20 protein-coding genes are annotated in these 20893 nt (G+C 62.0%); 13 read left to right on the top strand and 7 right to left on the bottom strand.

What is annotated here, in order from left to right; genetic code table 11:
• Positions 1 to 1379: 1379 nt before the first annotated feature.
• The 4 genes from CH291_RS25425 to CH291_RS25410 all read left to right on the top strand — a co-directional run bounded on the left by CH291_RS25425 (position 1380) and on the right by CH291_RS25410 (position 5136).
• The gene (locus tag CH291_RS25425; protein WP_032370995.1) at positions 1380 to 2069 is read left to right on the top strand and encodes a ParA family protein; all 690 of its coding nucleotides are present in this window, start codon (positions 1380 to 1382) and stop codon (positions 2067 to 2069) included.
• Positions 2070 to 2294: 225 nt separating this feature from the next.
• Entirely contained in the window at positions 2295 to 2948 is a 654-nt protein-coding gene (locus tag CH291_RS25420) for a ParB/RepB/Spo0J family partition protein (RefSeq protein WP_329946442.1), read from the top strand.
• A 320-nt stretch (positions 2949 to 3268) separates the two neighbouring features.
• Positions 3269 to 4444 carry a tyrosine-type recombinase/integrase gene (locus CH291_RS25415; RefSeq protein WP_094688967.1) on the top strand — a complete coding sequence of 392 codons (1176 nt, stop codon included), beginning with the start codon at positions 3269 to 3271 and terminating at the stop codon, positions 4442 to 4444.
• A 38-nt stretch (positions 4445 to 4482) separates the two neighbouring features.
• The gene (locus CH291_RS25410) at positions 4483 to 5136 is read left to right on the top strand and encodes a hypothetical protein (RefSeq protein WP_094688966.1); all 654 of its coding nucleotides are present in this window, start codon (positions 4483 to 4485) and stop codon (positions 5134 to 5136) included.
• A gap of 189 nt (positions 5137 to 5325) precedes the next feature.
• On the opposite strand, the gene CH291_RS26610 is transcribed toward CH291_RS25410, so the two are convergent.
• On the bottom strand, positions 5326 to 6273 hold the full coding sequence (locus CH291_RS26610) for a hypothetical protein (RefSeq protein ID WP_141214576.1): 948 nt from the start codon (positions 6271 to 6273) through the stop codon (positions 5326 to 5328).
• Between the two features lie 215 nt (positions 6274 to 6488).
• Between CH291_RS26610 and CH291_RS25405 the strand changes: the two genes are divergently transcribed.
• Complete coding sequence (locus CH291_RS25405; RefSeq protein ID WP_255176021.1) at positions 6489 to 7484, top strand: hypothetical protein; 996 nt, start codon at positions 6489 to 6491, stop codon at positions 7482 to 7484.
• A gap of 138 nt (positions 7485 to 7622) precedes the next feature.
• Here CH291_RS25405 and CH291_RS25400 read toward each other — a convergent pair whose 3' ends face one another.
• Positions 7623 to 9449 (bottom strand): hypothetical protein, encoded by a 1827-nt coding sequence (locus CH291_RS25400; RefSeq protein WP_141214577.1) that lies wholly within the window; start codon positions 9447 to 9449, stop codon positions 7623 to 7625.
• 208 nt (positions 9450 to 9657) lie between these two features.
• Complete coding sequence (locus CH291_RS25395; protein WP_037174519.1) at positions 9658 to 9870, bottom strand: hypothetical protein; 213 nt, start codon at positions 9868 to 9870, stop codon at positions 9658 to 9660.
• 303 nt (positions 9871 to 10173) lie between these two features.
• On the opposite strand from CH291_RS25395, the gene CH291_RS25390 reads away from it, so the two are divergent.
• The 3 genes from CH291_RS25390 to CH291_RS25380 all read left to right on the top strand — a co-directional run bounded on the left by CH291_RS25390 (position 10174) and on the right by CH291_RS25380 (position 13251).
• Positions 10174 to 10665 carry a hypothetical protein gene (locus CH291_RS25390; RefSeq protein WP_141214578.1) on the top strand — a complete coding sequence of 164 codons (492 nt, stop codon included), beginning with the start codon at positions 10174 to 10176 and terminating at the stop codon, positions 10663 to 10665.
• On the top strand, positions 10662 to 11819 hold the full coding sequence (locus tag CH291_RS25385) for a DUF6545 domain-containing protein (RefSeq protein ID WP_141214579.1): 1158 nt from the start codon (positions 10662 to 10664) through the stop codon (positions 11817 to 11819). The genes CH291_RS25390 and CH291_RS25385 overlap by 4 nt, the downstream gene beginning before the upstream one ends.
• A gap of 70 nt (positions 11820 to 11889) precedes the next feature.
• Entirely contained in the window at positions 11890 to 13251 is a 1362-nt protein-coding gene (locus tag CH291_RS25380; RefSeq protein WP_255176025.1) for a cytochrome P450, read from the top strand.
• A gap of 7 nt (positions 13252 to 13258) precedes the next feature.
• Here CH291_RS25380 and CH291_RS25375 read toward each other — a convergent pair whose 3' ends face one another.
• The 4 genes from CH291_RS25375 to CH291_RS26955 all read right to left on the bottom strand — a co-directional run bounded on the left by CH291_RS25375 (position 13259) and on the right by CH291_RS26955 (position 15572).
• A complete protein-coding gene (locus CH291_RS25375) occupies positions 13259 to 13645 on the bottom strand; it encodes a hypothetical protein (protein ID WP_094716406.1) in 387 nt (128 codons plus the stop codon).
• Positions 13638 to 14330 carry a hypothetical protein gene (locus tag CH291_RS25370; protein WP_094688960.1) on the bottom strand — a complete coding sequence of 231 codons (693 nt, stop codon included), beginning with the start codon at positions 14328 to 14330 and terminating at the stop codon, positions 13638 to 13640. The genes CH291_RS25375 and CH291_RS25370 overlap by 8 nt, the downstream gene beginning before the upstream one ends.
• A 192-nt stretch (positions 14331 to 14522) precedes the next feature.
• Positions 14523 to 14954 (bottom strand): helix-turn-helix domain-containing protein, encoded by a 432-nt coding sequence (locus CH291_RS25365; protein ID WP_255176026.1) that lies wholly within the window; start codon positions 14952 to 14954, stop codon positions 14523 to 14525.
• A gap of 480 nt (positions 14955 to 15434) precedes the next feature.
• On the bottom strand, positions 15435 to 15572 hold the full coding sequence (locus CH291_RS26955) for a hypothetical protein (RefSeq protein ID WP_157226203.1): 138 nt from the start codon (positions 15570 to 15572) through the stop codon (positions 15435 to 15437).
• Between the two features lie 401 nt (positions 15573 to 15973).
• On the opposite strand from CH291_RS26955, the gene CH291_RS25360 reads away from it, so the two are divergent.
• The 5 genes from CH291_RS25360 to CH291_RS25340 all read left to right on the top strand — a co-directional run bounded on the left by CH291_RS25360 (position 15974) and on the right by CH291_RS25340 (position 20874).
• Positions 15974 to 17188, top strand: a complete 1215-nt coding sequence (locus CH291_RS25360) for a hypothetical protein (RefSeq protein WP_255176022.1) — start codon at positions 15974 to 15976, stop codon at positions 17186 to 17188.
• A 91-nt stretch (positions 17189 to 17279) separates the two neighbouring features.
• Positions 17280 to 18122 carry a hypothetical protein gene (locus CH291_RS25355; RefSeq protein ID WP_094688959.1) on the top strand — a complete coding sequence of 281 codons (843 nt, stop codon included), beginning with the start codon at positions 17280 to 17282 and terminating at the stop codon, positions 18120 to 18122.
• 51 nt (positions 18123 to 18173) lie between these two features.
• Positions 18174 to 19862: a cutinase family protein gene (locus tag CH291_RS25350; RefSeq protein ID WP_255176023.1), complete on the top strand. Its 1689-nt coding sequence runs from the start codon at positions 18174 to 18176 to the stop codon at positions 19860 to 19862.
• A gap of 32 nt (positions 19863 to 19894) precedes the next feature.
• Positions 19895 to 20539, top strand: a complete 645-nt coding sequence (locus tag CH291_RS25345) for a DUF6668 family protein (RefSeq protein WP_094639795.1) — start codon at positions 19895 to 19897, stop codon at positions 20537 to 20539.
• A 38-nt stretch (positions 20540 to 20577) separates the two neighbouring features.
• On the top strand, positions 20578 to 20874 hold the full coding sequence (locus CH291_RS25340) for a hypothetical protein (protein WP_094639458.1): 297 nt from the start codon (positions 20578 to 20580) through the stop codon (positions 20872 to 20874).
• The last annotated feature ends 19 nt before the right edge of the window (positions 20875 to 20893 follow it).

Genomic DNA, 20893 nt, shown 5'->3' with positions numbered 1-20893 from the left:
CTCCAAGGTCAAATTCAATCTTTACCGCGGTAAAGGTCGCCAAGATATGGAACGGGTCACCCGGACTCCAGGCTCTGCAGGCCCCGGTCCCCCAGCGCATCAAGCGCATCCACGATTTAACTCAAGCAAATGCACTCAACAGGAAGTTCCCCAGCACACGCCAGCCTCGTTAAAGCGGATTCGATTGAATATTGTCTATCAAAGGCCCGCCGCCACCTTCGGCCGGCCTTCGAATGCGCACCGCCAAAGAACCCGGAACTTCGACTGCAAATCGGCCAGATCCCGACGCTTGTGGGTGCGACACTTTTCGTCACAGTGACGAAATTGGGTGGGGTGCGACATCCTGCCCCCCGGTCTTACTTCGGCGCGAACTATCGCGATTCACCCTACGTAAATCCGCCGCAAGGCGTTGCCGGCCAAACCAAGGTCCTACGAGATGGCTGAAACTAACTGCCGACAAGAAATGAAACTCAAGGCCTCACTGGAGCCCACATCACCCCACCACCCACTCGCATTTACTGAATCATCACCTTGCGGTGAGAGATCAGCCTTTACCGCGGTAAAGACGCGACAACGCCAAGGCTCAGGACCTAGCGCCTTGACAGTCCGCCGGAATTGGGCGAAACGACCAAACTGGGCCTGCCCGAAAACCCTAACGAAAACTGTTGCACCCTCACTACGATATCGGCCGGCCGATTGCATCAGAAGAGCCTGGTCGCGCATGATTGCAGTGCACTGCAACAGCAAGCAACTAGCGCGTACTTCGAAGTGCAACGACTGTTGCAGAACCAACGCCAGGTCGCGCCCAGAAATCTTAGTACGACGCGCCTCAGCGGGCCTTAAAGACATCCGACGGGCGTGGTGCCGGCACTTCGTGTATCACCATACCTAGCAAGCCTCCCGACTAACTGCTGTCGACCAGCGAACCAGCCAACGTTGGGGACGGCTGCCGTCCGCAGCCCTGCTCGCTGCTTCAATGACACAGTCCTCGCACGAATCTGCAACGGTGTAGCTCCCACACCCTCGGGTCAGAAGTCTGAATACCAGTAGTTGATGGTGCGACAGGCGGACTTAAGCACTGCCCACCTTCACTGATTTGACGTCTACCGCGGTAAAGATTTAGCCGGTAAGTACCACAGCGCGTGGACGAGCCAGTGAGCGCCGAGGTCCAGCGGGGGAGTCTGCCATCGGATCACAGACATGACCCGGCGAGTCGAAGCTACAACCGAACACTCTGGAGGCATAGTGATGTACATTTCGAGGGCGCAAGCAACTCCAGCGCTGCGCGTTCTCGCGGATCTTTACCGCGGTAAAGATCATCGCCAGAACACCACACCGAAGTAGCCGCACCGCGGTGAAGCAAACGGAAGGTGGGCTCAATGCCCGTACACGTAATAATCAGCCAAAAGGGCGGAGTGGGGAAGAGTACCCTCACGATGAACCTGGCGGCAGTCAAGAATGACGTCTTGACTCGCTCCGGAGCCAAGCAGAGCGAATCGCCAGTACTGGCAGCTTCGATCGACCCTCAGGGCTCGGCAGTGTGGTGGGCCGAAAGAGTGCAGGACCTTCCCTTCCGGGTCACTCAGATCGACGACCCGGAAATGCTCCGCCATCTGCCAAACCTGGATGGAATCAAACACGTTTACGTCGATACGCCGGGCTGGATCGGCGATCGTCCTGGGGCTGTAGATAACGGCACTTCAGGACAAGCGCTCGACACTGTACTTTCGGTGACCGATCTCGCGATCGTCCCGATCGTCCCGGAGCCACTCAGCTTCGACCCGACGGCCCGCACAATCTCCAAAGTGCTTGAGCCGAAGGGAATCCCATTCATTGTCGTCATCAACAACTGGGATCCAAGAGACGGCCGAGTCGACCTGGAACAGACCGAAGCATTCGTCCAAGCGCAAGGTTGGCCACTCGCCAACACCGTTGTTCGGCACTACAAGGTGCACAGTCGAGCCGCAGCTCAGGGGCAAGTGGTTACCGAGTACCCGCCAAATCGGGCATCGCTGCAGGCACGTGAGGACTTCCAACGCTTGTGCCTTGAGCTGGAAGTAGGTAAGTAAATGGCAACATCACAGAAGTCCCGGGGCGGTCGGGTCGATTTTTCTAGTCTGGTTGGTTCAGTGGGGGACAAGTCGCCCGTGGATGCATCCATCCCTGTGGATGGCCAATTTAGACCAGATGTGCCTCTGTCCGAACTAGTGGCCAACCCTCGGAATCCGCGCTCAGCGGTCGGGGATCTCGCCGATCTGGCTACAATCGCGGAGCGGCAGCTTCAACCTGGGACAGTGGTTACGAGCGCACGGTGGCTCGAACTTTGGCCAGAGGACGTCGCCAGAATCGGTTCCGCACGTTGGGTTGTGGTCAACGGCTGCCGAAGGCTTGCTGCGAGCGAGAAGTATGGCCGCAAGGGAATGGATGTGGTCGTTCAGGACAGCCTTGCAACATCCAAAGAGGCCATCCTGTGGGCATCAATAGTCGAAAACCTGGACCGGCAAGACTTCGACGTTGTCGAAGAGGCAGAAGCTGTCAACCTTCTTGTTACTGAACTCGGAAGCGCCACCAAGGCCGCTCAAAAATTGGGGCGATCAGAAGGCTGGATCTCGCAGCGGCGCGCATTGCTCAAGCTAGAGCCTGAGTTGCGGGAGAAACTACGTTCAGGCGATCTCGCGATCCGAGACGCTCGGGCGCTGGCGCAGATTCCGTCTGCGGAGCAGGTCGCTGAGTGGTCTTCACGCCAGCAGAACCCACCATCGCCGAAAGCAAACGAGAAGAAACCACGCCGACCCTCCGATGCTGACAAGCAGATCGCATCACGCAGCGCCGCAATCCGGGCGCTGATGAAGCTGAAAAGCGATCCCCACTCTGTGGCAGTCGCGATCAGGGAAGCGCTCAACGAGGAGGACATACGTGAGCTGGTGAAGACGCTTCGAGGCATCTGACACAGCTCATCCAACCAAGAAGGCCTCGGCGGAAAGCACATCCGCCGAGGCCTTGCTGCTGAGCCTCCGATTCGGACCAGTGGGGAAGTGGAGCGGAGGCTTAAGCCCAGGTAGCCGGTCTGTGTCAGAAGCGCGACCCACCACTTCGCCAGCTCTGATCGGTCGCCAATGGCACTCTTGCAGATAGAGCTTCCTACTCACCCTTACTTATTCAGATTAGACCAACGTAAATTGCATTTTCCGCACCGTGTCACGTGAAACGGCAGTTCAGCACAGTTTTTCTCTGTAGACGTGTCGGTGGCCTGCGCTAGGCTGCAGATATGGACTTCCGGTCAGGCCGAACACCTGCGGTGACCACCCTTGTCGGCACTGACGAGGTCGGCAGATCAGTACCCATCGAGCCAGAGATCCCGCCCGCTGTCGCGAGGCGGATCGCGAGCGCCGTCCAATCGTCACGGTCGGAGGGAACCCGCAAGACCTACGCTGCCGCGTGGAGACGCTTCACCGACTGGTGCGACTCGAATGGTCACGTGACATTGCCGGCGCACCCCATCACCGTCACAGCGTATCTGGTCGACGCGGCCGATACCCGCACCGAAGCGGGAGAGCGGGCCTATGCCGTCGCTACCTTCGGCACGTGGATCGCCGCAATCAACCACCATCACCGGACGACCGGACATCTGTCTCCGTCCGCACACGAACTTGTCGCTGCAACCTTGTCAGGAATCCGGCGGGAGTACGCCGCAGCGGGGGACCGGCCCCGCACCCCACGTGATCCGCTGTTAGTCGACGACATCAAACTTCTTGTCGAGACCGCTCGAAAGCGATGCCGCGGTTGGGCCGATGAGGTTCTAGAGCGACGCGACTCCGCCATCCTGTTGCTCGGGTTCGCCGGCGCCTACCGCCGCAGCGAGTTGTCGGAGATGGTCTGTGGAGACGTCGCTGTGCATCGCCACGACGGCATGCACATCCGGCTGCGGAAATCGAAGACCGACCAAGAGGGCAGGGGAGCGGTGAAAGCCCTGCCGTTCACCGAGTCTCACGAGGCTTGCCCTCCGTGCGCGTACGTCCGCTGGGTGCAGGTTGTGGCTGCGTTCGATGCCGGTGGCCGTCCGTCTGTGATCCGCCTACTCCGGAAGCGAGAACCATTCGACGCTCACGTGTGTCGTGGGGGAGTGCCGCGCACCGCCGCCCGCGCACCGTTGCTCCGGTCCGTCGCGAAAAACGGCAACCTGGGTGCCGCCGCGCTGTCTGGAGCCGCAATTCACCAGACCATCCGTCGCCGCGCCGAACACGCCGGCTTCGACCCGACCGCACTCGCGAAGCTGGGCGGACATTCGCTCCGCGCCGGCTTCGTCACCCAAAGCACGCGCAACGGTGCCGATGGATCCGCCATCGCCCGGCAGACCGGCCACGCCAGCCTCGACTCGGTCGAGGTCTACCGCCGCGAACATGCACCTCTCGTGGGCAATGCCGTGACCGACATCGGGTTGTAGAACGCTAAATGGAGTGGCTCAAGTTCTAGGCTTCGAGCATGGCAGAGCAAGTGGGGGGACAGCCCACACATAGCTGGGACGATTGGTTGTCCTGGTATGACCAGGTCTCCGGCCAGCACAACGAAGCCGATTGGCCCCGACTGTTGTTGTGGCAGGCACGTGACGTCGTGCCGGTTGACGTTCTTCGTCGCGCCATTGCGACGATATGGATCGACGTGAGTGACGGACTCGTGAATCTTCCAAACGTCGATCTGCCCACCTACGGAGGACACACGCCGAGTCGCCTTACCCCTGCAGAGTGGAATCAGCTGTTCGAACGAACCGGATACATCTCGGATGAGAACGAAGACACGGGCACGGGCACATGCGCGAAGCCGACCACGCTTTACCGGTTTGCCAAACACGATCGCGACCCCGCAAAGCCCGGTGGCGAGATGGGGTGGTCGTGGACTGTCAGTGCCGACGCGGCCGCCCTCTTCGAAGATTGGGACAGCACCAGCCTGCGCGATGGCTGTTTGTGGAAGGCAGCCAATATTGATCCTGCCCAGTTGAAAGCTCACCTGCACACGAAACCCCTACCCGTCCTAGGCTATGAGAACGAGTTCGTGTTCGAGCCGACACGTGCACAGTTGAGCCATGTCATGGCAGTACGAAATTGCGCATACAGCGAGCACGGGGCGGAAGCGCTGTGATAGCGATAGATCTCGCCGACAATCGGGCAGGACCGAGCAATAGACCGGCACCTCACCCAAAGCCATTCGGACGGCGGGGAAATACAGTTCTGGCGAACGCGGGGATGTCTGGGAAAGCGGGTATGCCCAGTCCGCAAGCGTCGAAGGGTAGCGAAATCTACCTCCCGACGACTGAGCCGGAGCGTTGATTCAACTGTCCGGTTCCGTAGTCGTTACCTTTTGACCTACGGCCCGGGACCGTCGCACATTGATGCGCCATGATGATCTTGATCTGTTGCTATGTGCGCGCCCTGCGATACTTCCGTTGTCGGTACTGACGAGCGCGCGACGCAGCCCTAAACGCGACGACACTCGGGGTCGCGGGAGCAGCTCGATGTCGCTCCGCCGCTCGTGTACTCCGATGGCCACGAATGACGCTGCGATAACCGAGGTCAGCGCCGGAACGCCGGTCCAAAATGCTGTCATCAGCAACGGTGTCACGCCGTCCGTTTGCTGCGATTCTGCCCTCACGTAGACGGCGACTCCTCCAGCTAACCCAACCGACAATGCGGCAGTGCCCGGCACGAGGTCTCGAACGAACCAACGCCAGGATGGACCGGGCCGACGCTCTCGGTAGAAGTCGTGAAAACCAAAGATTCGTTGACAATGGCTTATCTCACCCCGGTTATAAAACGCGCGAGCAGTGCGCGCTCTCTGATAAAGCGAGTGTTCATAGTTTCGAAACGCCTGCGAGATAAACAACCATCCCGCGATTACTACCAGGAAGGCGGGGACATCACCTCCGAACACTTCGTATGCAAACGTGTTCAGCTCGAAAGGTTGCCCGCTCTCCACATACTTGCCCAGATAGAACCCACTCTGGCCAAACAGGGCGGCGGTAATAATCCACATCAGCCAGGGCCACACGAACGGCCATGCGCCATGCGTTTGACGAGCAACTACAGCGGCGACAGTCGCGCGGTGTAGCCGAACGATCGCCGTCGTATGACGCTCGCGTGGATCGAGAGAGGCTTTAATCTCACGCAGGGTTTCTTCGCGGCGTCTAAGGGTCGCGCTCCTGGTGTTGGACAAGACGAGTGCTACCAAAGCTGTCAATCCAACCAGCAGCGGCCCGAACGTCACAAAATTGCTCAACATGGGGCCCATACTTCCGTTTGGAATCCGCAACAGTCGAGTCGGTTCGGTTCTACAGCCGGTCCAGCCTGCAACTCACCGGATTGACGTTGGTTGACTGATCAGCAGGGCACATGATTGGCCCCAATGGCGACTGCTCGAACGGTGTCAAGACTTCTCGACGTACACCTCGAGGAGTCGATCCGGAGCTGTCGGCCCAAGCCGGTACCGTCGCACAGATGGCAAGACGGGGCACCGCGGTGAGCGGGTATCGCTACGAGTGGGGGCTGTTCGCCGACTGGTGCTCCGCCGCGAACGTCGAGCCACTACCTGCGACGCCGATCACGTTGGCGGAGTTTCTCGACGAGAACCCCGCCGGCGATGCAGTGCAGTTGCGCCGGGTCTCCGCTATCGACCACGTCCACCTCGAAGCCGGCCTCCCCGCGCCAGGGCGCGCGACTTCGCTCCGGCTGGCACTGGACTCTGCCCGCAGCGCGAGAACGATCCGACGTGCCGTGCAGTATCAGGCGATCGGGGCCGGACTGCCGACCGTGGGATCGACTGCCGCATTGTTCGGCCGCCGTGATGCTGTACTACTTCTCTTGGCCGGAGTGGGTTTGTCGCACAGGGCAATTGCATCACTTGACCGCGGCGAGATCACCATCGAGGGTGAGAGTGTCTGGATCGGTGGACACCACCATGTTCGCATCGATCCCCACGACGTCACCGACTTCAGTCCGGTAGAGGTATGGGAGCGGTGGCGCACGGTCCTGCAGTTCTCCGACCGCTACCCATCGACAACTCTGCTCGCAGAACATCTGCACGACAACACGTTTCCCGAGATGTCTGAGTGGCCGTTCCGATCGGGCCCGATCGCGGTCCCGATCGACCAGTGGGGACACATGCCCCTGCCCGTCGCCGCGATGACTGCCGCCGAGGTCGGATCGGTCATTGCCATGCACCGCGCCGGGAACGCACCGCTACACACCTCGCGCCGCCATCGCGTCGTCACCTCGCAGAATCGCGGGGATACCAAACAGCTCCAGGTCGTCGGTCCTACCGAGCTGGAGCACTCCGTGGAACTTGATTCCGGGTACTACCGCTCAGGCGTCGATGCACGACGCCGCGCACATACCGCTTTGGCCGGCGTTCCCGACATGGTCGACGACGTCGAGGACCGTATCGAAATGCTCCTGCAGCGCACACTCGACCTACTTGGTAACGAAACACTCTGACATACCTGGGTGTCCGCGCAGGGATGAAGGCAAGCAACAACACTACGTATCGTCAAGAAAGTTGACGACCACCTGATCCCGAGAAACGAACGAGAACGATATTCGCGTCTGGCCGAGATACGTGACCGGCATAGTGTCTTAGAACGGGTCAGGTGGACCGGTGTTCATCACCGCCATGATGTAGTCGCGGTCGGGTGGATCGGCAGGGTGTTCGTCGGCGATGGCAAACAACGACCGGTCAGGTTCGGGCGGAGTGCGTGCCTCGTCGCGAGCTGCAAGCCATTCCCGCCAGACGATGCGTTCGGCGCGGTGGCGCACAATGCGGGCACGGACGGCCGACGTGAGACCGTGACGATGGCCGATGTCGTCGAGTTCGACCGGCCCGACACCGATTTGGGCGCTCTCGACCGTGAGCAGACCGGCAACGCGCAGATCCAGTAGAGCCTCGTACCCGCTGGTACGTCCGATGCCGATGGCGATGAACAACTCGTCCGGGGTGAGGGGTTCTGCTGCTGCGACGACTGCGTCGTAGAGGATGCGGTGACGCCATCCGATGACACTCCATGCCGGGTGTACCGACTCCACCTGCACTGACTCGGGCAAAGCGTCGGTCATCGCGCGTCCCGCGTGTGTGGGCACCAGCGCGTACCGGTCGGGGTTCTGACCCACCCCACGCTCGATCAGCAACAGCGGTGAGCCTTCCATGTCCCGCAACCGCTCCAGAACAGACCACACCGTCGATTCCGGGAGCATGCCGGCCGCAATAGACAGTGACCGCCCACCGACACCGACAGTGGGAACACCTTCAACTATCTGTCCCGAAACCGCAGCAGCCCACGCCAGTGCTTGAACAACTGCATGAGTCGTCCACCGATCTCGCCGATGTAAGAACTCCGTAGCGACCCAAGTTTGGGCGTGGGTAAGCCATAAACGAAATACCGGATCGTAGGTACCCCCTGTGTGCTTTTGCTTGTGCCCGGTATCCCGGACTGTTTCTGGGAGTGTGGAGGCGGCCCATTCGAGGGCGCGCACAGTGTCGCGGCGGATGGCGCGTTCGGGTTCGGCGTAGCGGGCGTAGGCGGCACGCACACCCGCCCACGCTGGTTCGGTGACACGAGTGAGAATGTCGGCGGTGCTGGCACCGGAGAGGACGGCGTGGGTGATGACGGACTGGCGTGCTTCCGAGCGTGAGGGCCAACGGCGGGTGTCGATGCGGCCGGTGCTGGCGAAGTCGAGGACGCAGCGCGGCGGAGGGGTGGAGCGGCAGAAACGCGGATGCAACCGGGCGCCATCGCTGCTGCCGAGGACTCGTTCAGCGGACGCTTCGGTGCGGATGTGGGCGGCGATCGGGCTTATGGCCGCTCCGCCCGTTCCTCCGAGCAGGGCTTCGAGCCGCTGGAGCGTGCCGGCATCCGACCCGACGGTCAGGATGTCGGACGCTGCCGCCGGGTCGAGATCGACGAGGGTGCGGTAGCCACCTTCTTTGCACTGCGAGCCCGGCACGGTGATGCAGCCGGTGGCATCGTTGGTCATCGGTGTGATGTCCAACGTGGGAAGTCGCGCTGAGAGAAGGCGCAACAACGGCCGGACCTCGTCAGCAGTGACTGTTCTTCCCGGTGCCAGCGGTATCAGCACGTGTCTGCCGCCGCTGGTCGATTCGTCGACTACTGCGCGGCCACCGCATTCGGTCAACCAGGCCAGCAGACGCGTCACGTCGGCGACAACGGAGGCGTGGCCGTGGTGTTTGGTGTCGAAGTCCAGGGCAACGACGCCGGCGCGCCCGCGTGAGAACAGCGGCACAGCCGATGGCAATGCCGGTCTTTTGACCGTCAACGGCCCCGCGGACACGTATTTACGCGTCGTCGGGTCGTACAGCCTCATCGACCGGCGCGCAGCAATGGCCGGCGCGAATCGATGCCACAACCGGTCCGCAGTCGCATCCGGATGGACGACACGAGCATTCAATCTTGTACCTACTTCAGGGCACGATGTACCCTGAGACATGTCACGCAAGACAAGTCCCTTCGGGGAGTAGCAACACCCGAGTCGCGAGCTAGTCACTCGCTTCTCTGATTTCGAGAACCCTCGGCCCGCCCGCCGGGGGTTTTTCGTTATCTGTGCTGCGCTAATTCAGTTGAACGTATGTCCCGAATGTCGATTCGGAACTAAACGATCACGCAGTCAGGGGCAACACTCCTTGGTTCTGCGGTCGGTTGAGTTCAAGTGCGAGGTCCTCGCGGTCATTCACGATCGCGATGAGGTCGGCCAGGTATTGACCCAAAGACGTCACACCTGCTGAACTCTGTTGTTCTTCGAGCGTCTTGATCAGCTCTAGCGGGATTCGGACAGTCAACGGCTTCCGGTCACCCTTACTGGGCATCGGCATCGCGTGGCCTCCTTCATCTGCATCATCGGTCCCAACCAGTGCCTATCCTGATGCAGAATCATGTTCGGCGGGCTCAGACACGCCGAAAGCGTCGAAGGAAATTACATCGATGTGAGTCGCCCGCGTCTTTGGGGCTAAGAGGCAGAGCGATTCCCGGTCTCGCGACTGGAAGCGGTGGACCGCCCAGCGGCCCTTTGTGGCGCGAGGGTGTGGAGAACTGCTGCTCGGAGAGCCTCACAGCGATGCAGTACCCTGGCACCGCAATCTGAAGACGGCAGCTGGGGGGCTCCTATGAAAGATTCGATGGCCAATGTCTTCGAGGCGCGCGCAACTATTGAAGCGATGATTCCCTCCCCGTGGAACCGCGACGCGTTCATCGACGCTCTCTCGCAATACCGCGGCCGGCCAATCGAACTTCGTGGGGTCCGGTCATCGGATAGCAGCGAGCTGTACGGCGATCTCCAGTCATCACCATGCGGCGTGTGGTGTGACTGCACGGACAAAGACATCATCCTGTACGACCTGGGGATGACAGAGCGCCATCTAATTCAGGTGCTGTGCCACGAGGCAGCACACATGGTCCTCGGTCACTCATCCGACCAGGAGCCGAACGAAGACTGGTTGCGGCTACTACTTTCCGATGTCCCGCCGGACGCCCTGCGCAGCGCTCTAGGTCGCAACCTCGTTTCAAACGAGCAGGAGAGCGAGGCCGAACTCTTGGCAGACTTAGTGATGACGAAGGTCTCGCATTTCCGCGATTCGGCCGCTATGCGATCGTTGTGGGGGACGGCATGACCAGCTCCGTTCCGGGACTCATCAGTTGGACAATCATCCTGATGTCGGTCGCAACATTCGTAGCGCGAATGATCCTGCTGTTCGGGCGTTCCGGTTCACACACAGAGCGGCTGGTGACGTACGCACTCGGTTTTGCAATCCTGGCTGCTGCCTTCCGCGAAGCAGAGGCCCAGAACTTCCTGGCAGTCCACGTCGGGCTATCCGTCGGGTTCACCCGCCAACTCGGTACGACCATGATTGTCATGGCTTACGTGCCGTTGGTCCTAGTGCTGGTGTCGTCGTGGGCACGATCTCGATTCTCCGACCGGTGGATCACGGACAAGCCAGTATGGCTAGCTGGCTACATATCCGTCCCGCTCATGCTCGTGTTCGGCACCCACGCTCGGGTGCTCGACCAATACGTCGACCGAACCGAAGGTTGGCAAACGGTCGCATACTTCTCGATCTTTTCCGCCTGGTGCGCCGCCGTAAGCGTCCCTCTCGTCTACGTCAGCGTGCGCGATCTCGTCCGGGGACAACTTCGAGGAAAACACATCGCAACATACCTAGTTCTTCTGGTCGCTGGTGCATGGGCGACGGAAGAGGCAATCTCCATCTTCGCGAGCTCGGTATTTGCCGCAACCGGAACTGGCACGTCGTTTGTCGAGTTCAGATTCGCAGCAAATGAGAATAACTTCGTTTATATTCTACTTCTCGGTGCAATTGTCGCCATTATTCGGCCCATCTATCTACTGCTCGAACTCGCAGAACTAGACCCGGCAACCCGGTCCATTCGAAAGCTCCAGCCACTTCGCGAGGACCTAGTCGCCACCTGCAAGGACGATATTCCCGGTTTGGATAAGAAGTACCACGCAGCCGCCGGATCAGGACGTATAGAGGCCTTACAACGGATGACGGTCGAGATCCGCGACTGCTTACTGGTGCTCGGACGGTTCGCGACCCCCATTGACGACCACACTGACCCCGCTACGGCTTCCGCGTTCCAAGTCGCGGCAGCTCTGGAACGAAAACGTTCCGGCGGTGCCCCGGGCGACTACATACGACTACACGCCGCTGACAGAGATCGAGACCTTATTGAGGAAGTGCGCGCGCTGAACAAGATCGCGTGTCGGTGGGAAACAGCAAAGCAATCGGCCATCTCAACCCACGCTTAACAGCGTTCAGGAAGTAGTCACATTGAGCCAGTCTCTGAGCAGTCCCCTACGTATCAAGGCGAAGGATAGGGTGCTGCCGCACCCACCCCATCGGATACCCCTTCTCGGTGATATTTGGGACCTTCACATCACCGATTCGAGTCAGTGGGGTATGAAGGGAGCGCAGCGGTACGGCGGTATCTACGAGCGCAACATTGTCGGCACCCGCGTCACGTATGTCTCGGACCCTAACCTGTTGGTCGAGATCAACGACGATCGGAATTGGTCGAAGTTTCTGGGAGTACCCATCCGGAACCTTCGAGAAATTGTCCGAGATGGCCTGTTCACCGCACACAACAGAGAGCCGAACTGGGCGAAAGCTCACGCCATTCTTGCTCCGTCGTTCACAGCTCAAGCGATGCGCGGTTATCACCAGACGATGGTCGAGGCGGCCGGGCAATTGACCTCGCTGTGGCACAGTAAGCCCGCTGGGTCGTGGATCGATGTGTCGGCCGACATGAACAAGACAACGCTTGAAATCATCGGCCGCTGCGCGTTCGGCTACGACTTCGACTCCTTCACCGATTCTGGTGAACACGTTCTGGTCGGTGCCATGCTGAGAGAGCTGCGCTACATCAACCGTGCCGCCTACTCGCATCCCCTCGTCGAGAAGACTATCTTTCGCAATCAGTTGAAGCAGCACCGCGAGGACGTGCGGATGGTGCACGCCCTGGTTGATGATGTCGTTGCAACCCGAAAAGCCACCGGGCCGGGTGGCAAAGGCGACCTGCTCGACCGCATGCTGGTCGAGGCCGATCCGGACAGCGGGGAGCTGTTGGACGACGCCAACGTGCGAAACCAGATTCTGACGTTCCTTGTGGCGGGTCACGAGACGTCGGCCGGGGCTCTCGCATTTGCACTGCACTACTTGTCGCTCCACCCTGAAGTGGTCAAGGAAGCACGCCGCGAAATCGAATCTGTCTGGACGGACGGCACCCCTACGTTCGAGCAGGTGTCGAAGCTCAGAGCCACCCGACGAATAGTCGACGAAACCCTACGCCTGTGGCCGGTGGCACCTGGGTACTTCCGAAAGGCGAACGCCGACACAATGCTTGGAGGTCGACATCCATTCGAGAAGGGTGAGTGGGTGTTCGTCGTCTTACTGCAATTGCACCGTAACGCCCTGTGGGGATCGGACGCAGAAGAGTTCAACCCCGACCGCTTCCTCCCTGAGAGGACGCGTGGTCGACATCCCGAAATCTACAGACCTTTTGGGGTAGGGATGCGGGCCTGCATTGGCAGGCAGTTTGCCTACCACGAGATCCTGATCGTCTTGGCGACCATTATCAAGGACTTCGACATCGAGCCGGATCCCGATTACACGTTGCAGGTGCGGGAGACCATCACGTTGAAGCCTGAGGGGCTACGCGTGAAATTGCATCCTCGGACGTGACTTGGGCTCAGCCGCGCAAAGCGCGAATCAGAGCGGCTCGATCCGAGGATGTTGGTTGCCCCCGAAACCGCAGCCGTTTCACCCCTTGTTGCCGGAACACCCTCAACGTATCGAGCTGCTCCTGCAAGTCTTTGAAGCGCTGGTCGTTCTCCGATGCTGTGAGGTAATCGCTTGAGAAGCGGAAGAAGCCAGCGATGTCGGAAACAACCGCTGCAGATGGCATCTTTTGAGTTCCGGCACCTGATCGAAGCTGCTCGAAGGCCTCAACGGAGATGTTGTGCCCACGCTCGACCAGATATTCCACGACAGTCTCGTTGGACGTTTCGGCCTCGTCGATAAGATGGAAAGTATCGAAGAGTGCGTCGATTCTGCGGTACATCGGGAATTTACTCATCGGACTGCTCCAACCGCCGTTGAAATCGTTGTTCCTGCGCTTTGGTCAGACCATCGGTTTGGCCGGCGAGCCACCGCCGATATTGCCATTCTGAGACATCAGCGGCATCGGTCGGTATCGGCTCGTCGAGGAACGGCCCTAACAGCTGGAGGATTGCGGCAAGCCCACCCGGAGAGGAACGCCGGTTAGCTTCAAGCACGCTGGTGACATACGAGCCGTAGATTGGTCGAATAGCCAGCGCCAGGCGCTCCGAGATCGATCGCAGCGATTCGTCTTCCCTGACGTCAGCCAGGTCCTGCAGTTCGCCGACAAGCTTGGTTACTTCGGCTACGGCGGCTACCGGAACCGAGAGGCCAGCAGAGGCGAGAGCGACGTCAGATCTTGCCGCTGCCGCGGGCGTGCCGCCTACTGCGACTCTCGCCGCTGATCCAGCCTCCCATTGCAACCCGATATCGAGCTTGCGAAATGTCGCCGCCCCAAGGTCGTCGCCTTGGCCCCGCTCGATTTTTAATAGCGTCGGTTCGGACGGCCCTCCATTGAGAGACACCTGCCGACGGCTGAACTTAAGCTGATCCCGCCTTGCCAGGACAGCTGCACGCAGGCGTTCTGCGGCGCTCCCACCCATGCTGCCTGCTTTCATTTCGGCATTTGCGTACAACTTGCGAGTTACACCGCCCCGTGCCACTCGAAGAGTATATGTAAATCTTCTGGTTTAAGGTCGAACCGCTGGTCAAAGTGATCAAATCCCATCAACATGCAGACAACCTCAACCACTTGCGTGAGGGGAATACTTGCGTATGGTTTGCGTATGCGCAACGGGGGCGGGGGTTTGTCGGCGGTGACCATGAGGGTGTTACCCGAGCGCCTTCCACACTTTTCACTGCCTGGTTCGACCCCTCTCGAACGCCTCGGCGACAGCCACATCCGGGAGCTTCAACTCGACGGCAATCCGTGCACACACGGCGTCAGTCAGCGACGCATGCCCGCGCTCGAGCGCCGCAAGCAGCGGTGTCGAAATTCCTGCACGCTGGGCAAGTTGAGCTTGCGTCCAACCGGCGAGCTCGCGGAGATTAACGAGCTTGCACTCGGTCTCGGGTATGTGAATCAGCTCGGCCATCTCAAGGCCCAGTACCTGCGCGACGCGCTGAAGTCGGTCCACCTGAGGTGTCGATCGTCCCACCTCCCAGGCCGATATGGATGCCGAGCTGACAGACGCCCGCAGAGCCAGTTCCCCTTGAGAGAAGCCCTTGTTCAGTCTCGCCTCAAGGAGCCGCGAAGGCACAAACCCCTCCAAAGGGCGTCGACTCATCCTGGGCACCCGAACATAACGATCCATGCTGCCCGACCCCTGCTCTGTTGTCACAAACTGTCGCTATACACTGTTGCTATAAACCGTTATGATAAACGAGATAGGTGGATCACCTTCTCAGCCCTCGCGGGGACTTGAAGCAAAGTTCACATGATCTTGCACAGACCGTTGTCTGAGCGATGCGGTCCGGGGAAGCAGCAGAACCCTGCACATCCGGATTGCAGAGGAACCCTCAGCGCCATCGTTGATTGGCGTCTCTGGCGGCGCTGAGGGTTCTTTTCTCCATCGAGCTCCAAGTCCAATCACTGATCTAGGCAAGCGCGGGCTGGCACCCACGCTTCGCCGTAAACGAACTGCAATCGGTTCGGGAGGACGACTATGACATCTTCTCATCCAGGCACGTTGCTCCAGCTCAATCCTGGCTGTAACCCGCAGCTTTGCCCGGCGACGACCGCGACAATCCTCGACTTCGTCGTGTGCTCACTGCCCGAGGGCTCCCATGAGACCCACCAGCTGCGGTGCGAGACGACCGGTGAACTCCTTGGTGAGTGGACCGACGCGGACAAAACGTTTCGCCTGCCCGCCAACGAACTCCAGGGCGATCTCGAGTTCAGTCACGTGGCCTGACCCCCAGTCTCGACTGGGGGTCCCGCCTGACACCCAGTCGAGAGCTACAGCGACAGTCCGACTCCTGAGACTGCGCCGTAGCTCATTTGGTGGACCGGCGCGAGGGTCGCACGGTGACGCTTCGACCGCTCATCGTGTGCCGAACTGCGCGACCCCGCCGGGACATCGAACCAATACCCACACCTCAACTGACAGAAAGGAATACGCCCGATGCTTTGGATCTTCACGCCCAAGGCATCAACCGTCGTCCGCGCTGAGGGTTCACCCGAAGGCTGACCCTCGTTTTCGGTCGTTTCCCAGCGCGGACGGTGGTGGTTCCACCATCAACTACTCCTGCCACACATCACCCAATACCGCTGCATCGCAGCGCCTTACGAAAGGCACCACCAGTCATGTCTCCTCAGCAAGGAATCGGTGGGCGTCATCGCCGCCGCAGGGAACGGGCACTCGTTCTCACTGCCGTGCCGGTCGCCGTCGCACTGGCGTGGGGCACCGCGACCGCCCACGCGGCACCGCAGGACTTCGTGACCGCCCCCGACACCGCGCAGTCCGGAACCACCGACACCACCCCCGTCGCGCCGCCGCCGGCCCCGACCAGTGAACGTCCGTTCCTGCCCGGCTACCAGGCCTCACCGCAGGTGCAGCAGTCGCAGTGGCGTAGCTACGACGACTACCGGTCCGGCAATCAGCAGTCCTCGTACAAGACCACCTACTACGAGCCTGCCCCCGCGCCGCAGGCGGCGCCGACCGAGGCACCGCCTGCCTTGCAAGCGGCCCCGCCGCCCCCGCCGCCGGTTCCGACGGTGCAGCGCAAGGTCATTGCACCGATCGACGCACCCGACGGCTACGTCCTGGTCGGCGGAGAGCTCGTCCCGTACGACCCGAACCTGCTCGACCGGAACCTAGTGGAACAGTTCAACAACACCGGAGCCGCTGTACAGGCCGACGGCGGAAACTGGCTCGTGGACAACGGGTTCGCCGACGCATCCCGCGCTGACCGCATCGCCGCCGGCACCGCCACCGGTGTATTGACCGGTGGCGCTGTCGGCCTCGCCGCCTCCGTGGCCCCGGCCGCGGTAATCACCGGAACCGCCGCTGCCATCGGTGGCGCACTCGGCGTCGCCGCCACGACCGGCACAGGCGCGATCGTCTGGGGCGGACCGGTCGGCTGGGTCTTCATCCCCGGTGCGGCCGCACTCGCAGGAGCAGGCGTGGGTGCTGCCCTGTCGGCACCGATCGTCCTCGGCCTGACCGGCACCGGTGCTGCCATCGGCGGCATCCTCGGTGCCACCGTCCTCGGGGGTGAGCAGCAGATCATCGAAGAGCCCGCCCCGCTCCCGGCACCTGAAAGCGTCCCAGCGGCCTCTGCTGCGCCGTTGCTTGTCGAGGCCTCCGGTACCCAGAACACGGTCGACACCACCATCGGGCAGGCAGCAAGTGCTGCACCGGTATGGACCGAGCCCGCCTACGAGCAGGTTCAGCAGTTCTCCTCGACGGTGCTCGAGCAGCCAGCCGTTGCTGACACGGTAGCCGCGGTGAACACCGCCGTCGCTCCCGTTCTCGACCAGGCGAACGCTGCCCTGGCAGGACTGAACATCGCGGTCTGATATGCGGATACAGCCCGACCGTACCGGTGGGCGGGCTGTATCCGAAGGTTCGATCCCGTTCCTGCACTTCGACACTCGGAAAGGCCCTGTTGTGGCACCTCGAGAGACCCCCGACGACAGCTCCGATGATTGGTTCGCCGATCCTATCGTCGCCGACACAGAGACTGCCGCTGCAGCGTCCGAGCGCAGACTGACCGTCCTGACCGACCAGCACCATACCGACGTCGATCCCGACGACGACTGGTTCGCAGGCGACTCTGCGGACGACGTGGACCCAGCACGGCCAACGGACGGATACAGCTCCTTCGACGAACGGACCTCTCTACTTCGCACTGGAGGCCCCTACACCGCGCCCACACCTTCGCAGTCCTGGTGGCGTCGTCACCGCTCCGCTGTCGCCGTCACGACTGCACTCGCGGTTCTGGTCGGAGGAGGCTTGGGAGCAGCTCTGGTCCTCACCGGCGTCGGTGACGAACCGCAAGCCCCTGCCGCACTGCTGCCCGACGAGATCCTCACCACAACGGCTCCGACCTCGACCGCCCCCGCAGCGGCCGGTGCCGCCGCAGCCGATGTCACCTGGTGCCGGGGGCAAGCCGACGGTGACCCGGTCACCGAAGACAGCGACGATCTAGGCGCAGTGGCGATCTGGCGGTTCGAGAAGGCCTTCTACTTCGACCGCGACGGGTCCGCTGCCCGCGCCGCAGGGGCACCGGATGCAGTGATGGCGTCCGCACAGAGACTCCAGCAGGGAATCGACCAGCTCGAACCCGACATCGAGTTCTGCGTGCTCGCTGATCCGGTCGACGCGGGGATCTACGACGTCACCGTCGTCGAACGCGGACCCGGGATCGACGGACGCATGAGCCGCCAACGGATCACCACCACCAAGACGCCGGACGGCACGACGCTCATCTCCGCCATCGTCCCGCGCTGACCCCCTATGACCAGGCACATCCGCTGGACCCCACCGAAGAAGAGAGAAGCCGTGCACACAACCATCGACCAGGTTCGCCGCCTCACCCCGCGCCTGCTCGCCGCCACCGCAGCGATGACGCTCGCGGTCTCTGCCAGCGGAGTCGCGGCCGCGCAACCGTCCGCTACACCCACCCCGTCCGGATCAGCAACGACCAGCCGAACCAGCACCGACGGCGACTGCCCGGTGCTCCAACTCCTCGTCGTCCCCGGCACCACCGAGATCGACGAAAACACCTCACCCGATACCGATTCCGGCTTCTTCTCCCGGCTGACCGTCCCGGCGATGCGCGATGCGAACTCCGGCGACGGACCCGCTCTCGACCGCAAGTACGTCCCGTATCCGGCATCGTTCGGCGGCAAGCCAGGGGACCGCAGCTCCGTTCCCTACGCCCAGTCCGTCGACATCGGTGCCGAGAACACCACCACCATGATCTCCGATATCGCCGCACGCTGCCCCGACTCCAAGTTCTTCATCTCCGGCTACTCCCAGGGCGGCGAAGCCGCATCGAAGGTCTTGCGCGCTATCGGTGCCGGACAAGGGCCGATACCTGCCGACGATCTCGCCGGCGGAGCACTGTTCTCCGACCCCACCCGCGCCGAAGGCGAAGACGTCATCGCAGGTGGGGGATCGACCCCCGCACCGGCACCGGGAACCGACGGCGCAGCCGTGGACACCGTCCAACTCGCCCCGGCCGTCGCCGCAGCCGCCCCCGCAGGTGGCGGTATCGCACCGACACCGAAGATCGCTGGATTCGGAGCAGTGTCGGACCGGGTCGCCTCGTACTGCACCGCAGGCGATCTCGCGTGCGACACCCCCGTCGACGCACCCGCGGCCAAGCTGGTGGCGTCCATCGCCGGACAGTCCTCGATGGACACCCGCGACCCCGTCCGGATCCTCACCGACGTCTCCACCGCCGTCGGGCGCACTGCCCTGATGACCGGTGCGTCGGTAATCAACGACAACATCGACTTCGACTCCAAGGCAGGACGATTCGAGGTCAACTCATCGTCGGAGACGGTGCTGTCGAAGATGGCGAAGTACTCCGACCCGTCCGCAACCTCGACCGACGAGATGATCGACGAGGCGGTCGGTGCGGTCACCAAGATCGCGGGTATGGCTATCGGCGCGGCGATCACCGTCGCCAAGGACGTCATCACCCCCGAGACGATCGGCCAGCTCGCCACCGTCGGTCTGACCAATCCACCCGCAGCTCTGGGCATACTCGCCACCAAAGTGCTGTCCTCAGCGGTCAAGCTCGTACCCCCGGCGACCATCGACTCGGCCGTCGACGTCGCATTCAAGGAAGTGTCGAACACCATCGACGAGAACGCCGGTCTCGCGCAGCTCGTCACCGACACCTCGTACTGGAACACCGCGACCAAACACGGCTCCTACGACAGCGTTCCGGTCGGATCCAAAGGTGAGACCCCCGTCGAGCTGACCGTGCGGTGGATCGTCGCACTCGCCGCCGACCTGACCGGCGATCAGAGCCTCGCAGACAAGGTCGGGGCAGTGATCGAACAAGGCGCGGCCCTGTTCGCCACCACCGACACCGTACGCAGCGCCGGGAGCATCCTCGCTACCCACGCCACCGTCGGAACCACCGGCACCGCCACGACGACCACAGCGGCCACCACAGCGACCCCCACCGTTTCTGCCGCTGTGCCAACCACCGTCTCACCAACCACCACTCGGTGACCGAGAACGCCGGAGAAGGAGGTGCGCCCGACATGGCCGCACAACCAGCAGAGCGCCGTGACTACGACCGAGACGACGAACCATCTGTCACCCCGGCCGGACTGCGGATACCACCGCAATCCCGGCAGGCACCGATACACGACAACCCGGTCTCACCATCGGTCCACGGTCGCCAGCCCGCGATGTGGCTCCTCGCCGCTCACGGGCGCTCCGGCGCAGGCACACTCGCTCAGATCTGGGCCCCGGCGGGCGACGCCCGCCGGGGCTGGCCCGCCCGCGACCGGCACCCGCACGTCGTGGTCGTCGCGCGCACCGACCGCGCCGGCCTCGACGCTGCACACGATCTGCTCCTGCAAGCAGCCGCAGGACTGACCGGCGGCTGCACCCTCCTCGGACTCGCTCTGGTTCCCGACGCACCAGGCCCACTCCCGAAGACCCTGCGCCGCTGGGCCGATGTCGTCGCCTCCGCAGCCCCGGCGGTCTGGCGGATCCCGTACGTCGAGGATCTGCGCACCCACAGACAGCACGAGCTCGCGATCTGGACACCCTCCGAGCCCGACCCACCCCCACCCGGGCGGATGCGGGCACCCGCCCCTTCGACCACCACGCCACACCACGAACTCGCCGTGATCGGGCGGGAAATCTTCGCTGCCGCCCGCATCGCCGCAGGCCACTGAACCGCAATACCACTCACCCTCACAGAAAGAGATCAACCATGATCACTACCCTCGCCGCGTCGACAACCACCTTCCTCGCACAGAACATCGGTGATGTCAGCCCCCAAGCACCGGACGGCCGCACCGGGGAGAAGATCTTGACCCTGCTGTCCTGGCTGATGTGGGGCTGCATCATCGCCGCCGTCGCCGGAATCATGATCTGCGGCGCGATGCTCGCCTACGAGAAGATCTCCGGCGGTGGCCAAGGCGGTGCCACCGGCAAACTCGTCGGCGGCTTGTTCGGGTCCATTGTCATCGGTGGTGCCGCCGGCCTGGTCAACATGCTCGTCCTATGACCGCCTTGAACTGGACCTT

This window comes from Rhodococcus sp. 14-1411-2a, assembly GCF_002259485.1.
Classification (GTDB): Bacteria; Actinomycetota; Actinomycetes; order Mycobacteriales; family Mycobacteriaceae; genus Rhodococcoides.
Note: the sequence above shows the minus strand (reverse complement) of the source record. Positions and strands in the feature narration are given on the sequence as shown.

Excerpts from the sequence above, each read along its gene's own strand:
- CH291_RS25345 (WP_094639795.1), top strand. The coding sequence starts at position 19,895 with ATGGCCGCACAACCAGCAGAGCGCCGTGACTACGACCGAGACGACGAA.
- CH291_RS25390 (WP_141214578.1), top strand. The coding sequence starts at position 10,174 with ATGGCCAATGTCTTCGAGGCGCGCGCAACTATTGAAGCGATGATTCCC.
- CH291_RS25410 (WP_094688966.1), top strand. The coding sequence starts at position 4,483 with ATGGCAGAGCAAGTGGGGGGACAGCCCACACATAGCTGGGACGATTGG.
- CH291_RS25375 (WP_094716406.1), bottom strand. The coding sequence starts at position 13,645 with ATGAGTAAATTCCCGATGTACCGCAGAATCGACGCACTCTTCGATACT.
- CH291_RS26610 (WP_141214576.1), bottom strand. The coding sequence starts at position 6,273 with ATGTTGAGCAATTTTGTGACGTTCGGGCCGCTGCTGGTTGGATTGACA.
- CH291_RS25395 (WP_037174519.1), bottom strand. The coding sequence starts at position 9,870 with ATGCCGATGCCCAGTAAGGGTGACCGGAAGCCGTTGACTGTCCGAATC.
- CH291_RS25360 (WP_255176022.1), top strand. The coding sequence starts at position 15,974 with ATGTCTCCTCAGCAAGGAATCGGTGGGCGTCATCGCCGCCGCAGGGAA.
- CH291_RS25340 (WP_094639458.1), top strand. The coding sequence starts at position 20,578 with ATGATCACTACCCTCGCCGCGTCGACAACCACCTTCCTCGCACAGAAC.
- CH291_RS25385 (WP_141214579.1), top strand. The coding sequence starts at position 10,662 with ATGACCAGCTCCGTTCCGGGACTCATCAGTTGGACAATCATCCTGATG.
- CH291_RS25365 (WP_255176026.1), bottom strand. The coding sequence starts at position 14,954 with ATGAGTCGACGCCCTTTGGAGGGGTTTGTGCCTTCGCGGCTCCTTGAG.
- CH291_RS25425 (WP_032370995.1), top strand. The coding sequence starts at position 1,380 with ATGCCCGTACACGTAATAATCAGCCAAAAGGGCGGAGTGGGGAAGAGT.
- CH291_RS25405 (WP_255176021.1), top strand. The coding sequence starts at position 6,489 with ATGGCAAGACGGGGCACCGCGGTGAGCGGGTATCGCTACGAGTGGGGG.
- CH291_RS25415 (WP_094688967.1), top strand. The coding sequence starts at position 3,269 with ATGGACTTCCGGTCAGGCCGAACACCTGCGGTGACCACCCTTGTCGGC.